The organism is Brevundimonas sp. TWP1-3, assembly GCF_049896085.1.
Classification (GTDB): domain Bacteria; phylum Pseudomonadota; class Alphaproteobacteria; order Caulobacterales; family Caulobacteraceae; genus Brevundimonas.
On sequence record NZ_JAFCTP010000001.1, the window covers coordinates 1,364,791 to 1,379,172 of the forward strand.

The 14,382-nt window shown below is 65.4% G+C and carries 12 protein-coding genes and 1 pseudogene; 8 read left to right on the forward strand and 5 right to left on the reverse strand.

All coding sequences use genetic code 11. The annotated features are described in order from the left end of the window. Window positions 1-200: 200 nt before the first annotated feature. Window positions 201-2,690, forward strand: coding sequence for a TonB-dependent receptor domain-containing protein (locus tag ACP693_RS06890; protein WP_426017938.1), 2,490 nt, complete (start codon window positions 201-203; stop codon window positions 2,688-2,690). A gap of 311 nt (window positions 2,691-3,001) precedes the next feature. On the opposite strand, the gene ACP693_RS06895 is transcribed toward ACP693_RS06890, so the two are convergent. Beyond that, window positions 3,002-3,316: a hypothetical protein gene (locus ACP693_RS06895; protein WP_426017937.1), complete on the reverse strand. Its 315-nt coding sequence runs from the start codon at window positions 3,314-3,316 to the stop codon at window positions 3,002-3,004. On the opposite strand from ACP693_RS06895, the gene ACP693_RS06900 reads away from it, so the two are divergent. Together ACP693_RS06900 and ACP693_RS06905 are read left to right on the forward strand one after the other, a co-directional pair. Further along, entirely contained in the window at window positions 3,315-4,436 is a 1,122-nt protein-coding gene (locus tag ACP693_RS06900) for an MFS transporter (RefSeq protein ID WP_426017936.1), read from the forward strand. The two genes, ACP693_RS06895 and ACP693_RS06900, sit on opposite strands and share 2 nt — an antisense overlap. Window positions 4,437-4,537: 101 nt before the next feature. Continuing rightward, window positions 4,538-5,170 (forward strand): response regulator transcription factor, encoded by a 633-nt coding sequence (locus tag ACP693_RS06905; RefSeq protein ID WP_426017935.1) that lies wholly within the window; start codon window positions 4,538-4,540, stop codon window positions 5,168-5,170. A 3-nt stretch (window positions 5,171-5,173) separates the two neighbouring features. Here ACP693_RS06905 and ACP693_RS06910 read toward each other — a convergent pair whose 3' ends face one another. Further along, entirely contained in the window at window positions 5,174-6,745 is a 1,572-nt protein-coding gene (locus tag ACP693_RS06910) for an ATP-binding protein (RefSeq protein WP_426017933.1), read from the reverse strand. 186 nt (window positions 6,746-6,931) lie between these two features. On the opposite strand from ACP693_RS06910, the gene ACP693_RS06915 reads away from it, so the two are divergent. Genes ACP693_RS06915 through ACP693_RS06925 form a run of 3 tightly spaced genes read left to right on the forward strand, consistent with a single transcriptional unit; the run spans window position 6,932 to window position 8,174 of the window. Then, the gene (locus ACP693_RS06915; RefSeq protein WP_426017931.1) at window positions 6,932-7,453 is read left to right on the forward strand and encodes a Dps family protein; all 522 of its coding nucleotides are present in this window, start codon (window positions 6,932-6,934) and stop codon (window positions 7,451-7,453) included. Window positions 7,454-7,497: 44 nt separating this feature from the next. Next, on the forward strand, window positions 7,498-7,863 hold the full coding sequence (locus ACP693_RS06920; RefSeq protein ID WP_425982689.1) for a response regulator transcription factor: 366 nt from the start codon (window positions 7,498-7,500) through the stop codon (window positions 7,861-7,863). An 11-nt stretch (window positions 7,864-7,874) separates the two neighbouring features. Continuing rightward, window positions 7,875-8,174: a UBP-type zinc finger domain-containing protein gene (locus ACP693_RS06925; RefSeq protein ID WP_426017929.1), complete on the forward strand. Its 300-nt coding sequence runs from the start codon at window positions 7,875-7,877 to the stop codon at window positions 8,172-8,174. A gap of 51 nt (window positions 8,175-8,225) precedes the next feature. On the opposite strand, the gene ACP693_RS06930 is transcribed toward ACP693_RS06925, so the two are convergent. Then, window positions 8,226-9,890, reverse strand: coding sequence for an FAD-dependent oxidoreductase (locus ACP693_RS06930; RefSeq protein WP_426017928.1), 1,665 nt, complete (start codon window positions 9,888-9,890; stop codon window positions 8,226-8,228). A 198-nt stretch (window positions 9,891-10,088) separates the two neighbouring features. Here ACP693_RS06930 and ACP693_RS06935 point away from each other — a divergent pair, with 198 nt between their 5' ends. Then, on the forward strand, window positions 10,089-10,664 hold the full coding sequence (locus tag ACP693_RS06935; RefSeq protein ID WP_426017926.1) for a helix-turn-helix transcriptional regulator: 576 nt from the start codon (window positions 10,089-10,091) through the stop codon (window positions 10,662-10,664). Window positions 10,665-10,935: 271 nt separating this feature from the next. Beyond that, the gene (locus ACP693_RS06940) at window positions 10,936-11,766 is read left to right on the forward strand and encodes an alpha/beta fold hydrolase (RefSeq protein ID WP_426017925.1); all 831 of its coding nucleotides are present in this window, start codon (window positions 10,936-10,938) and stop codon (window positions 11,764-11,766) included. 61 nt (window positions 11,767-11,827) lie between these two features. Here ACP693_RS06940 and poxB read toward each other — a convergent pair whose 3' ends face one another. Both poxB and ACP693_RS06950 read right to left on the reverse strand, forming a co-directional pair. Continuing rightward, a complete protein-coding gene (gene poxB / locus ACP693_RS06945; protein WP_426017924.1) occupies window positions 11,828-13,546 on the reverse strand; it encodes a ubiquinone-dependent pyruvate dehydrogenase in 1,719 nt (572 codons plus the stop codon). Between the two features lie 135 nt (window positions 13,547-13,681). Next, a pseudogene (locus ACP693_RS06950) lies at window positions 13,682-14,080 on the reverse strand (IS6 family transposase); the annotation flags it as partial. Between the last annotated feature and the right edge of the window lie 302 nt (window positions 14,081-14,382).

Genomic DNA, 14,382 nt, shown 5'->3' on the forward strand with positions numbered 1-14,382 from the left:
ATTGTAGAAGAAACCGGCGTAGCAATCCGAGCTTTTTAAGCGCCGTTATGTCAGTATTAATCCGTAGTCTGGCATTATAAATCATCAAACACATCCGTGTTTTATTGATGAGAGCCATGCAAGAAACTGCATGGAAGAATTTCCGAACGAAAATCAGTTGTCCAGTCATCGCACTGCAAGACAACGCCTTGGAGGCTTCCTTGAAATCCCTGTACTTCACGGCCGCGATCGCGCCGCTTATCCTCGCCATGCCTGCCTACGCGCAGACGCAGCCTGCGCCCCAGCGTCAGACCGCCTGGGAGGCCAGCCGGACGCGGGCCAATGACGACGTGATCGTGACGGGCGTGGCCAAGGCGCGCGACAGGCTGGACAGCGCGACCTCGACCAGCTCGATCAATGACGTCGAGATCGCCAAGATCGGCGCCTATTCGGTCAATGACCTGTTTCGCACCATTCCAGGCATTCGCGCCGAGGCCAGCACGGGCGAGGTCAACGGTAACTACACGATCCGCGGCCTGCCCATGGTCAGCACCGGCTCCAAATATCTGCAGTTCCAGGAGGACGGTTTGCCGGTCCTGGAGTTCGGCGACATCCTGGCGCTGACGCCCGACTACTTTCTGCGTTACGATTTCAACGTCGGACAGATCGAGTCGATCCGCGGCGGGTCGTCCTCGACCTTCGCCTCCAACGCGCCCGGCGGCGTGATCAACCTGATCTCGCAGACGGGTGAAATCGAAGGCGGCTCGGTCCAGGTCTCTTCTGGGCTGGATTACGACACCTACCGCGGCGACTTCAGCTATGGCGGCCACCTGAGCGACACCGTGCGCTTCCATGTCGGCGGCTTCTACCGCGAGGGCGAAGGCCCGCGTGACGCGGGTTTCACGGGCAACAAGGGCGGCCAAATCAAGGCCAATATCACCAAGACCTTCGACGGCGGCTTCGTGCGTCTGTACGGCAAGATCCTGGACGACACCGTCATCGCCTATGGTCCGACGCCCCTGCTGGTGTCCGGCACTAACGACGATCCCAACTACAGCGACGTTCCGAACTTCTCGATGACGCGTGACACCCTGACGTCGCGCAACACCACAGTCTTCCCGCTGCTGGACGGCGACAACAACCTGAAGCGGGTCGATCTGCAGGACGGCAATCAGGTTCAGGTGCGCGCGCTGGGCTTCCAGACCCGCTTCAACCTGCACGGCTGGACCATTTCCGAGCACATGCGCTACGCGCAACAATCGGGCGATCAGTCCTTCAACTATCCGCTGGCCGTGGTGCCGGCGGCCCAGGCGCCCCTGGCGTTCGGCCGTCGTCCCGGAACCCTGGCCTATGCGACGGGACCGCGCGCCGGTCAGGCGATCACCAGCCCGACGACCCTGAACGGCAACGGCCTGCTGGCCTATTCGACCTTGGTCCACACCGACATCGACAGCCTGGACAACTTCACCAACGACCTGCGCGCCAGCCGCGTCTGGAAGATCGGCGGCGGCGACCTGACGACCACCTTGGGCGTCTATTCGGCCCAGCAGGATCTGAAGTTCGATCGCCAGTACATCCCCTTCCTTCAGGACGTCGTGGGGGGCGGAAACTCGGCCCTGGTCGATATCTTCAATACGAATGGCACGCCCCGCACCCAGGACGGGGTGGTCAACTTCTTCGGTCCTTCGGGCGCCGGGTCCAACTCGCGCACGGACGTGACCTACAAGGTGCTGGCGCCCTACGCCTCGCTGAACTACCGGCTGGGCAAGCTGGCGCTGGGCGGATCAATCCGCTTCGACAGCGGCGACGTCAACGGCCGCACCGTGGCCAATAGCCTGACCGACGTGCGCACGATCGACGTGGACAACGATGGCGTCATTTCGGAAGCCGAGCGCACCTTCGCCTTCGCCCCCGCGGCCAGCGCCACGCCGGTCGACTACGACTACGACTATGTTTCGTATTCCGTCAGCGCGAACTATCGCGTCTCGGACAGCTTCTCGACGTTCGCCCGCTACAGCGAGGGCGCACGCGCGGCGGCGGACAAGATCCTGCGTTCGCCGGCCATCAGCTCCATCGACGGCGACCTGCTGCAGGCGGACGCGGCCTACGATCCGGTGAATCAGGCCGAAGTCGGCATGAAGTATCGCGCCAACGGCCTGTTCGCCAACGTCACGGGCTTCTGGGCCGAGGTGAGCGAAACCAATCAGCAGATCCGTGCGGATGCCGGCGGCGTCACCCGTCTGGTGCTGGTCCAGCGCAGCTACGAGGCCAAGGGCGCCGAGTTCGAAGCCGGGGTGCGTCGCGGTCCGTTCAGCCTGACCGGCAGCGCCACCGTGACCAGCGCCGAGATCACCAAGGCCGAGGATGCGGCCCTGGTCGGCAACTCGCCGCGTCGTCAGGCCGACCTGATCTTCCAGGTCATGCCCCAGTACGAGACGGACCTGTTCACCGTCGGCGCCAGCGTCGTCGGCACGACCGACAGCTATACCCAGGATGCCAACCTGCTGAAGATGCCGGGCTACGCCACGGTCAACGCCTTCGTCCAGGTGCGCCCCATCGACCGCGTCGTGCTGTCGGTGACCGCCAACAACCTGTTCGACGAAACCGCACTGACGGAAGTGTCGGCCGACGCGCTTCCCGCCAGCGGCGTCGTGCTGGCCCAGGCTCTGCCTGGCCGCACCGTCACGGCGGCCGTTCGCTTCTACTTCTGATCCAATGCAGGCTTCCGGGCGTCTTGCCCGGAAGCCTGTGACGGCGCCGATCAGAACGACCTGCGCTCAGGTTGAACGTCGCGGGATGCAGCCTGCCTGACCGGACCAAATCTCAAGCTGCCGCCGCCAAGCTGTTTCGGCCCGCGCGCGAAAGCATCGGAGGGTTGGTCGGCTGATGAGGCGTCTCCGGGTGTTGGAACTGCTGCTGTGCTTTCATCGTCGGTTTTGAAGGCAATCATCAAAGTCTGTCTGACGGCCAATATTTCGCCAAAGCCGCTATGGCTTCGGGCGTCCTGCTGTGGTCAGCGCTGTCAGATTAAGCGCTGTGGGCCGAAACTTGCGCGAACTGGCGAAATTGATGCGACAGCGACCGCCCAGGCCGCATCCCGGCCACCCGTCCAAAAGCCCTTCTTCTTGGAGGCCGCGATCTTGTCGCGGATGCGCTCACCGGTGAAGGTCGAGCCATAGTAGCGGAAATGAACAAGAACGCGGGTGTCAGACTGGGCAGGATACGTCCGCGCCTTTGAACTGGAACCTCTTATGACAGAGCAAAACCAGCCTGCACCCGCAAACGCGGCCAACGCGGCCAGCGCGCCGGGCGTGGGCGGCGGCTTGATCTTCGCCATGGCCGTCGCCGCAGGGCTGGCCGTCGCCAACATCTATTACAATCAGCCGATGCTGGGGCTGATGGAACGCGATTTACCCGGCGACGCGACGCGGTTCGTGCCTACGGTCACTCAACTGGGGTATGCGCTGGGTCTGTTCCTTCTGCTGCCGCTGGGCGATCTGATCGAGCGCAAAAGGCTGATCGTCGGGCAGTTCGTGGTGCTGGCTCTTGCGCTGGCGGCGACAGCGGCGGCGCCCGGTGCGGCCCTGGTCATCGTCGCGTCGCTGGTGGTCGGGGTGACGGCGACCGTCGCGCAGCAGATCGTGCCGTTTGCGGCCCACCTTTCGTCGCCGGCGAAGCGGGGCGCGACGGTCGGAACGGTCATGTCAGGCGTCCTGTGCGGCATCCTTCTCAGCCGGACATTGGCGGGCTTCGTCGGCGCCCACTTCGGCTGGCGCGAGATGTTCTGGCTGGGTGCGCCGCTAGCCCTGATCGCCGGTGGATTGATGTTCGCGGTCCTGCCGACAAGCCGGCCCGATAGCCGACTGTCCTATCCCGCCCTGCTGCGCACGTTGATCGATCTGTGGCGAGAGTTCCCGGCCCTGAGGCTTGCCGCCCTGACCCAGGCGCTGTTGTTCGGAGCCTTTGCGGCCTTCTGGACCATACTGGCGTTGCGGTTGCAGGAGCCGCGCTTCGGCCTGGGTTCCGATGTCGCGGGACTTTTCGGTGTGGTCGGGGCGGTCGGGATCATCGCCGCGCCCCTCGCAGGCCGGATCGCGGACAGGCGCGGGCCACACGAGGTGATCGCCTTGGGGGCGCTTCTGACCCTGGCGTCCTGGATCATCTTCGGCGCCTGGACCTCGATCGCTGGTCTGGTCGTCGGGGTCATACTGCTGGACTTCGCCGTGCAGAGCGCTCTCGTGTCGAACCAGCACGTCGTCTACGCCCTGCGGCCGGAGGCGCGCAGCCGGATCAACACCCTGTTCATGGGCTCAATGTTCCTGGGCGGCGCGGCGGGTTCGGCGCTCGCCACGGTCGCCTGGTCACAGTTCGGCTGGGCCGGCGTCGTCATGCTCGGCGCCGTTGCGGCGACGATGGCTGTCGCGCTTCAGGTTCGCAGCCTGATGTCGAGGCGTTGAGCGGTCGATCCGACCTGACCCTTGGTCGAGCGTCCACCGGATTGATCTGACGGCCCAGCTTCCGTAGGCAGGTGGGGAATGGATCATCCGGAGAGGGGCGATTGACCGGAACTGAGCTCGAAGCGCCGGTCGTGATCGTGATCGACGACGATCCAATGGTGCGCCGCGCCCTGGATTCGCTGTTCCGGTCCATCGGCCTGGCCACGACCCTCTATGAATCCGCGACGGCCTTTCTGGCGGCTCAGGCGCCCAGCCGGGTCAGTTGCATCATCACCGATGTGCGGATGCCCGGCGTCAGCGGCTTGGACTTTCAAAAGGCGTTGACGGCGCAGGGGGTCACGACGCCGGTCATCGTCATAACCGGCCATGGCGACGTGCCGATGTCCGTGGGGGCGATGAAGGCCGGGGCGGTGGACTTCCTGACCAAGCCCTTCCGGGATCAGGACCTGATCGATGCGGTGAACGAAGCGCTTGAGCGAGACCGTCGAACGCGCGAACGCGCCGGAGACGTCGCCGGCGTCGAGGCGCGCTATGCACAACTGACGCCGCGTGAGCGGCAGGTGATGGACCTGGTCGTCGGCGGCTTGATGAACAAGCAGGCGGCGGCTGAGCTGGGTCTCAGCGAGGTCACCGTCAAACTGCACCGATCCAGCCTGATGCGGAAGATGCAGGTCCACACGGTCGCGGATCTCGTGCGGCTGTCCCAAGACCTGACGCCCAAGGCCCGCGCCTGACCGTCAATCGGCGAGGACAGGCAAGGTGATCGACAGCCTGGCGCCGGCGTCCGGTTCGGAAATGATGGCGATGTTACCGTCGTGCGCCTCCACGGTCGAACGGCAGATCGCCAGGCCCAGGCCCATTCCCTCGGCCTTGGTGGTGTAGAAGGCGTCGAACGCGCGCTGGGCACTGTCGGCGTCGAACCCTGGGCCGTTGTCGATGATGTCGATGACGGCCTGGCCATCGTGCAGGTTGGTTCGCACAGCGATGGTCGGATCGGGTGTTTCGGCCGCGGTCATGGCCTGGGCCGCATTCATCAACAGATTGACCACGACCTGTTGCAACAGAACGCGATCCGCCTGGATGACGGCGTCAGCGGCGGCCAGTTGCGCGCTGACGGAAACGCCCATGCGGCCGAGATCGTGATGGACCAGACCCAGCGCCTCGGTCGTCAGCACGTCCACGGCCACCCGTTCGGTCTCGGGCCGGTTGCGGCTGACCAGTTTGCGCACCCGCTTCACCACGCCTGTGGCGTGGCGGGTGGCGTGCAGGACATCGGCCAGAGCCTCGCGCGTCTCGTCCAGATTGGGCGGGGACCGGTCCATCCAGCGCAGCGCCGCCTCGGACGAGGTCATGATAGCCGCCAGAGGCTGGTTCACCTCATGCGCGATGGAGGCCGACAGTTCGCCCATGGCGGCGGCGCGCAGGGCCTGGTCAGCGTCCTGTTTGGCGAGGTCGAAGGCGAGCTGAAGGCGACGACGCTCGGCGATGTTCAGGATGACCGCCTGGACCCGATCCGTCTCGCCGCCCGGCGGCGGGAAGGTGATGGCGACGATGATCGGTATGGCGCGACCGTGCCGGTCCAGCACCTCGGTCTCGGCCTGATAGTAGCTGTGACCCTCGTCGAACGCGACTAGGAAGTCGATGAAACTGCCGCCCGTCGGGGGCAGGATCTCCGCCAGCGTCTGGAAGAAGTCCTCCTTGCGTTCGACGCCCAGCAGCCTCAGCGCCGTGTCGTTGGCGTCGGTGATCGGGATCATCTGCTGGGTTTCGCGAACGAACTCGGGGCGCTGCATCAGATAGCCGCGCAGATCCTCCACCCCCGTCTCGCGGAGCCGCCGCAGGGCCGTCCTCAGTGGGGCGAGATCGTGCTCCCAGATGCCGACGGCCAGGGTGTTGAAGATGTTGCGATAGCGCGCTTCGCTGACACGCAAGGCTGCCGCCTGGCTTAGCAGCGTCTGACGGTCCCGCAGGGTCCTGACGACCAGAAGGCCGGTGATGCTGATGGCGGCGATGCTGACGCAAAACCGCAGCAGGGTGGCGAATTCCGGGTTGGGGCCATGGTCGTACAGCAGGCTGAAGGTCGCCAGCCCGATCATTCCCGCAAACAGGAACTGGATCTTTCGGACCGACAGGAACTCGCCCAGCATCAGCAGAGGCACGACGTAGAAGACGGCGACGGCGCTGATCAGCGGCGTGAAGGTGTCCAGCAGGAAGATGGCCAGGATCAGCGGAGGACTGATCCACAGCCGCAGGCGGCGCAGGGCCTTGGAGGCAGGCCAGGGTCGCGCCTGATCCGGTCGGACTGACATCGCGCTGCTTCTCCCCCTGACTGCTATCCACGCTTACGGCAGGCAGCGGCGCAGCGGCAACGAAAGGATGACGCGGCCGATCCGATGTCCGCGTTTCCATCCAAATTGCAGAGGGCGCGAGCAATAGGTTACCGACACGCAGGCCTAAGGGTGCAGTCAACGAACAAGCCCCGAAAGGATCGCGACATGGATGACCAAGCCCTCAAGACCCGCCGTCTGGCGCCGCTTCGGACCCCGACGGGTCTGACTACCGAAGCGACCCAGGACATCGGCGGCGCGCTGAACGCCCTGCTGGCAGATGTTTTCGCCCTCTATCTGAAAACCAAGAACTTTCACTGGCACATGTCCGGTCCGCACTTCCGCGACTATCATCTGATGCTGGACGATCAGGGCGACCAGATCATCGCCATGACCGATCCCATCGCCGAACGCGTGCGCAAGATCGGAGGAACGACCCTGCGCTCCATCGGCCAGATCAAGACGCTGCAGCGGGTGCTGGACAATGACGCCGACTACGTCAGTCCCGAGGATATGCTGGCCGAGTTGCGCGACGACAACGCCGAACTGGCCCAGCGCATGCGCGCCGCCCACACCGTCACCAGCGATCTGGGTGACGTGGCGACCACCAGCCTGCTGGAGAACTGCATCGACGAGACCGAACGCCGCGTCTGGTTCCTGTTCGAGACCAGCCGTCGCGGAAACGTCTGATCACCCAACCTGGCTCGCTTGTGGCGGTCGCCGAGTATCCTAAAATGCAGTCGCCCCCTCTGGTCGCAGTCGTCGATGACGACAGCATGGTTCGTTCCAGTCTGACACGACTGCTGCGATCCATGGGGCTTCAGGCGCGCGCGTTCGACTCCGCCGAGGCCTTTCTGGCGGGTTCGAACGAAGCGGTCGATTGCGTGATCTCCGACATGCAGATGCCCGGGATGAGCGGCCTGGCGCTGCAGCGGGTGATACGCGCCAGTCGACCCGCACTCCCGGTGATCTTCATGACCGCCTTTCCCGACGCGGTGACCCGCACACGGGCCATGGCGGAGGGGGCGGGCTGTTATCTGGAGAAGCCGTGTTCCGCCGATGATCTGTCGCGCTGTCTCGACCGCGCGCTCAACCTTTGACCGAGGCCGCCATGACCTGCTCCCACCTGAACACCATCGCGCCTGTGACGCCCAGCGCGGCGGGATGCGAGGAATGCCTGAAGATCGGCAGCTGGTGGGTGCATCTGCGGCTGTGCCGCGCGTGCGGTCACGTCGGATGCTGCGACGAATCCCCGAACCGCCACGCCCGTGCGCATTTCGAGGCGACGCGACACCCCATCATCGAGGGTTATGATCCGCCCGAGGGGTGGGGCTGGTGCTACATCGACCAGCAGGAGGTGGATGTCGGCGCGCCGACGCCGCATCCGGGACCGATCCCGCGCTTCTTTTGAATGACATATCGAACGGCCGCTTCTTTCGAGAGGCGGCCGTTTTCGTTTGCGTCAATCCTGATCGACGCTCGCCAGATAGGCGTGGATGGCCTGGACCACGACGGAGCCTTCGCCCACGCCCGCCGCCACGCGCTTGACGGAGCCGGATCTCACGTCGCCGACAGCGTAGATGCCCGGCCGGCTGGTCTCGTAGGGCGAGGCGCCGGGCGCCGTCTCGGACGGCATGCCCGTGATCACGAACCCGCTGTCGTCCAGCGGCAGGCAGTCCTTGACCCAGTCCGTATTGGGGCGCGCGCCGATCATGACGAACAGGGCGTGGGCCGGCACCTGCGTCTGTGCGCCCGTCGATCGGTCCGTCCAGGTCACGCCGGACAGCAGATGGTCGCCCTCCAGCTTCGTCACCTCGCTGTGGGTATACAGGGTGATGCGCGGCGAGCGATGGATGCGCTGGACCAGATAGTCCGACATGGTCGCCGCCAGTCCCGGGCCGCGCACCAGCAGATGCACATGGCCGACGTGCTGGGACAGGTACATGGCCGCCTGTCCGGCCGAGTTGCCGCCGCCGACAACGACGACGTCCAGGCCGCTGCACAGTTTCGCCTCCATCGCGGTGGCGGCGTAGTGAATGCCGTGGCCCTCGAACCGGGCATAGTCGGCGACATCCAGCTTGCGATAATGGGCGCCGGTCGCGACCACCACGGCGCGAGCCTGCACGACCTGGTCATCCTCCAGCTGGATCGTGAAGGGATGTGCGGCGCAATCCAGCGCGACGGCGGCGCGAGAGACAGACATCCGGGTTCCGAACTTCTGCGCCTGGACCAGGGCGCGCCCCGCCAGGGCCTGGCCCGATATGCCGGTGGGAAAACCCAGATAGTTCTCGATCTTGGAGCTGGTGCCCGCCTGACCGCCGGGGGCCAGGGTCTCGATCACGGCTGTCGAGAGCCCCTCCGACGCCGCATAGGTCGCCGCCGCCAGACCCGCAGGCCCGGCGCCGACCACCACCACGTCCCAGATCTCGGCGGGGTCGAACCGTTCGGTCAGGCCTAGATGATCGGCCAGGTCCGGCAGGCTGGGGTTCGACAGCACCGCCCGGTCGGGCGAAATCAACACAGGCAGATCGCCCTCGCCGACGGAGAAGATCTTCATCAGGTTGGCGGCGGCCGGGTCGGTCTTGGGATCGACGGTGCGCAGCGGGTAGGAGTTGCGAATGATGAACCGCTCCAGTCGCTGGGTGTCACCGTCATTGGGCTCTCCGATCAGAACCACGCCCGCCTGACCGTAGTAGAGGAAGCCCATCCGACGCAGGATGAAGGCGCGCATGATCAGCTCGCCGATGTCGGGTTCGGAGGACATCAGCCGCGACAGGTCGCCGTGATGGACGCGGATCACCCGACCGTCGGCCGTCGAGCGACCCTCGACCAGCAGTGCGCGTTCCGACACCTGGTCCAGTTCGCCGGTGAACTGATGCGGCTGATGGGTGATCAGGATTTCGTCGCCGCCGGTGTCGCTTTGGCGGACGATGGCGATCTCGCCGTTCACCACGACGAAGAAGTCCGCCCGTCGATCGCCGCGCCGGAACAGCACCTGACCGGGGGCGACGGCTTCCTCCTCGCCGTAGTTGCGCACGCGCGCCATCATCTCTTCGCTCAGCCGGGGATAGACTTGGGCCGTGCGGGCATAGGGGTCGTCCGTGATCATGGGGTCGGCGGATGACATGGCGATCCTTCAGGCTGGCGATGACGACATCATCGCTGAAGCTGCGTTTGCAGGCTTGGATGAAACCCGCGCGGCGCCAAACCCATACCAAAGGATAGGCAGGCAAGACCAAGTCGGTATTTCACCACCCCTTCGTGCGATGGCGGCCCGTGGCGCGCGGCGTCAGTCTGGGGGCAAGATAAATGCCTGGAGGCCGCCATGACCGATGCACTCTTATCCTTCCCGCAGACCAGCGTCGGCGCGCCGACGCTGGAGAACCTGGGCCCGGCGGCATTCCGCATCCTGGCCGAAGTCGAGGGCGCGCTGGATCGCAACGCCGCCGCCGCGCGCCAAGGCGTCGGTCAGCTCCAGGCCCTGCTGCGCGCCCTGCCGGTCTGGTCGGGCGAGGCCTATGATCGGTCGCGTGAATCGGTCCGCGCCGTCGAACCGGTGCGCGGCGGCCTGGCGCCCTGGCAGATGAAGCAGGTGGCGGCCTTCGTCGACGCCAGCCTGGACGAGCGAATCCATGTCGAGGATCTGGCCGCGCGCGCCCGGCTCAGCCCCAGCCACTTCTGCCGCGCCTTCAAGGTCACGACCGGCGAGACACCGCACGCCTATGTCATGCGCCGCCGCCTGGACAAGGCAAAGGCCCTGATGCTCCAGACCGACGAGAGCCTTTGCCAGATCGCCGACGCCTGCGGCCTGGCCGACCAGGCCCACCTGACCCGCCTTTTCCGCCGCCACCTGGACACCACGCCGTTCCAATGGCGGCGCGAGAGTCGGATGGCTGCCTGACACGCTCGCTGATGCAGCGGCGCCAAGTGCAGCGGTTCGGTCCAAGACCGCGCCGGACCACAGGGTCAATCTGCCGGTGTCGATTACGGGCGCGGCCGCACCGCGTGACCCACTGGGACCTGTGCAAATGACGGCATTCGCATCCGACTTCCCCCAGGCGTCTCGTCGCGGCCTTCTGGCCGGGGGCGTCGCGCTCGGACTGTCCTCCCTTCTTCCTTCCCTCGCCTCGGCGGCATCGACCGCTTCGGCATTTTCAAACGGAGACGACACCATGGCCTACGTCACCACCTCGGACGGCGTTGAAATCTTCTACAAGGACTGGGGTCCCAAGGACGCCCAGCCCATCGTCTTCCACCACGGCTGGCCGCTCAGCTCGGACGACTGGGACGCCCAGATGATGTATTTCGTCCTGAAAGGTTTCCGCGTCGTCGCCCATGACCGCCGGGGTCACGGCCGCTCCAGCCAGGTGTCCGAAGGGCACGATATGGATCATTACGCCGCCGACGCCGCAGCCGTTTTCGAACATCTCGACCTGCGCAACGCTGTCCACATCGGCCACTCGACCGGCGGCGGCGAAGTGGTGCGCTACGTCGTCAAACACGGCACCGGACGTGTGGCCAAGGCCGTGCTGGTCAGCGCGGTCCCACCGTTGATGCTGAAGACCGCCGCCAATCCCGAGGGCACCTCGCTCGAAGTTTTCGATGGCTTCCGCGCCAGCCTCGCCGCCAACCGCGCCGAATTCTACAAGGCTGTCGCCTCCGGTCCCTTCTATGGCTTCAACCGTCCGGGCGCGACGCAGATGCCGGCGGTGGTCGATAACTGGTGGCGTCAGGGTATGATCGGCGGCGCCAAGGCCCACTACGACGGCATCAAGGCCTTCTCGGAGACCGATTTCACAGAAGAGCTGAAGGTCATGACCGTGCCGACCCTCGTGATCCAGGGCGATGACGACCAGATCGTCCCCTACAAGGATGCGGCCGTGAAAGCCGCCGCGCTTCTGCCGAACGGTACGCTGAAGATCTATCCAGGCTTCCCGCACGGCATGCTGACGACGCACGGCGACGTCATCAACCCGGACCTGCTGGCCTTCATCCAGTCCTGATCGGCTCGATATGAAGACGCCGCCCCGCAGCGATGCGGGGCGGTGTTTTGCTGTCCGGACTTCAGAGGTTGGTGCGAGCCAGTTCGAGGACCTCGTCGCCGCGGCCATTCATGATGGCCTTGAGCATGAACAGGCTGAAGCCCTTGGCCTGTTCCAGCTTGATCTTGGGTGGGATGACCAGTTCCTGGCTGGCGGTGACGACATCAACCAGGGCGGGGCCGGGGTGGGCCAGGGCTTGGGCGATGGCGTCCTCAAGCTGGTCGGACTCCTCGACGCGGAAGGCCTTGACGCCCATGGCCGTCGCCATGGCGGCGAAGTCGGGGTTCTTCAGGTCCGTGCCGGTGTCCAGAAAGCCGCCCGCCTTCATCTCCATGGCCACAAACCCCAGCGAGCCGTTGTTGAATACCACCACCTTCAACGGCAGATTCAGCTGCGACAGGCTGATGAAGTCGCCCATCATCATGGTGAAGCCGCCGTCGCCGGACAGGGAGATCACCTGACGGTCCGGCGCGGCCGCCTGGGCGCCGATGCCCTGGAGCATCGCATTGGCCATGGAGCCGTGGTTGAACGACCCCAGCAGCCGCCGCCGACCGTTCATCTTCAGATAGCGGGCCGCCCAGACGGTCGGGGTGCCGACGTCGGCGGTGAAGATGGCGTCGTCGGAGGCCAGTCGGCTGACCACCTCGGCCACATACTGAGGATGGATGGGCCGCCCCTTCGCCGACGCCCGCGCCAGATCATCCAGGCCTTCGCGCGCCTCGCCATAGTGTTTGCGCGCGGCGTCAAGGAAGCGCGAAGACCGCTCGGGCTTCAGCTGCGGCAGCAGGGCGGCGACGGTTTCGGCCACGTCCCCGACCACGCCCTGGGCCAGGTGGGCGCGCTTGCCCAGGCTGGACGGGTCATGGTCGATCTGAATGATCTTGGCGTCCGACGGATAGAAGTTGCGATAGGGGAAGTCGGTGCCCAGCATGACCAGGGCGTCGCAGTTCATCATGGCGTGGTAGCCGGACGAGAAGCCGATCAGGCCGGTCATGCCCACGTCATAGGGATTGTCCCATTCGACGTGCTCCTTGCCGCGTAGGGCATGGACGACGGGGGCCTGAAGCGCCTCGGCGAGAGCCAGGACCTGATCGTGGGCTCCGGCGCAGCCGCTGCCGGCCAGGATGGTGACCTTGTCGGCGCCGTTCAGCAGTTCGGCCGCGCGCGCCACATCGGCCAGCGCAGGGCTGATGCGCGGCTTGCCGGGCGGGCTCCAGTCGGGCGAGGCGCCGTCGGGCGCCTTGGCCAGGGCCACGTCGCCGGGCAGGACAATCACCGCCACCCCGCCCTTGCCGACGGCGGTGTTCAGGGCGCGCGCCAGGACGCCCGGCATCTGGGCGGGATTGGACACCAGTTCGCAGAAGTCGCTGCATTCGCGGAACAGCTCCTGCGGATGGGTCTCCTGGAAATAGCCCAGGCCGATCTCGGAGGAGGGGATGTGGGCGGCGATGGCCAGCACCGGAACCCGGTTGCGATGACAATCGAACAGGCCGTTGATCAGATGCAGGTTTCCCGGCCCGCAGCTGCCGGCGCAGACCGCCAGTTCGCCGGTGATCGCCGCCTCGGCGCCCGCAGCGAAGGCGGCCGTCTCCTCGTGGCGGACATGCATCCACTGGATGTCGTCGAAGCGGCGCAGGCTGTCGTTCAACCCGTTCAGGCTGTCGCCCGTAACGCCCCATATTCGGCGCACGCCGGCCGAGGCCAGGGTCTTCGCCAGCAGGTCTGCGACGGTCATCGCCATGTTCGGCTCCTCGAAGGGTTCAGGCGACAGTGCGCATTAGGCGCACACGGCGTCTTGTCTGGAAATGCGCCGATCGGCATTCCGCTTCGCGCGGCCCATCCCGCTGGGAAATTCATTGCTTGGAAACGATCCGACGATCTTCTCGGGCTCGACAAGCTGGTTACGCAGCAAGCGCCGCAGCAGCTTCAAGGCCGCGTCGGTGTCCCGCCGTCGCTGGACAACAACTTCCAGCACCTCGCCTTCATCATCGACCGCGCGCCATAGGAACATCCGCTTTCCCCCGATTGAGCAAACGCCCTCATCGAGATGCCAGCGGGGAGAAGGGGAGGGGCGAAGCTTCTTCAGCCGTCGTGCAATCTGAGGTCCAAACTTGATCGTCCAACAACGGATCGTCTCGTAGCTGACGTCGATTCCGCGTGCGGTCATCAGCTCTTCGACGTCGCGAAGGCTGAGGCTGAAGCGAAAGTAGAGCCACACGGCCTGCCGGATCACCGCCGCTGGAAAGCGATGGCGCTTAAACGAGAGTGGCTTCACGAAATGCGATCTCCGATCAGGCCATTAGGCGGTCTGAAGTGGAGACAAGTTAGCGTTAGACTGACAGCACCGCTGGGTTGCCGCTCTCCGTGATCGGCCAAGGCGCCTTGCAGACCAAGGTAAGCAAGCAGGGGCAGGGCGCTTCGAGCCTAAGCGGCATTCACAGAAGCGTCGGGGGCCACCGAGAGACAGTTGGGCGCTGCTGTTTTCCGCATCCCAACATTTTGCACCTCAAGCTCTAACCACCCCGCGTTGATTGCTCCGCGTGACGACCGATCCGCAACGCCCGCGTCACCAAGAGT

Bases quoted from the DNA above. Each gene is read 5' to 3' on its own strand.
- ACP693_RS06900 (WP_426017936.1), top strand. From the start codon at position 3,315: ATGGCCGTCGCCGCAGGGCTGGCCGTCGCCAACATCTATTACAATCAG.
- ACP693_RS06895 (WP_426017937.1), bottom strand. From the start codon at position 3,316: ATGGCGAAGATCAAGCCGCCGCCCACGCCCGGCGCGCTGGCCGCGTTG.
- ACP693_RS06910 (WP_426017933.1), bottom strand. From the start codon at position 6,745: ATGTCAGTCCGACCGGATCAGGCGCGACCCTGGCCTGCCTCCAAGGCC.
- ACP693_RS06915 (WP_426017931.1), top strand. From the start codon at position 6,932: ATGGATGACCAAGCCCTCAAGACCCGCCGTCTGGCGCCGCTTCGGACC.
- ACP693_RS06920 (WP_425982689.1), top strand. From the start codon at position 7,498: ATGCAGTCGCCCCCTCTGGTCGCAGTCGTCGATGACGACAGCATGGTT.
- ACP693_RS06925 (WP_426017929.1), top strand. From the start codon at position 7,875: ATGACCTGCTCCCACCTGAACACCATCGCGCCTGTGACGCCCAGCGCG.
- ACP693_RS06930 (WP_426017928.1), bottom strand. From the start codon at position 9,890: ATGTCATCCGCCGACCCCATGATCACGGACGACCCCTATGCCCGCACG.
- ACP693_RS06935 (WP_426017926.1), top strand. From the start codon at position 10,089: ATGACCGATGCACTCTTATCCTTCCCGCAGACCAGCGTCGGCGCGCCG.
- ACP693_RS06940 (WP_426017925.1), top strand. From the start codon at position 10,936: ATGGCCTACGTCACCACCTCGGACGGCGTTGAAATCTTCTACAAGGAC.
- poxB (WP_426017924.1), bottom strand. From the start codon at position 13,546: ATGGCGATGACCGTCGCAGACCTGCTGGCGAAGACCCTGGCCTCGGCC.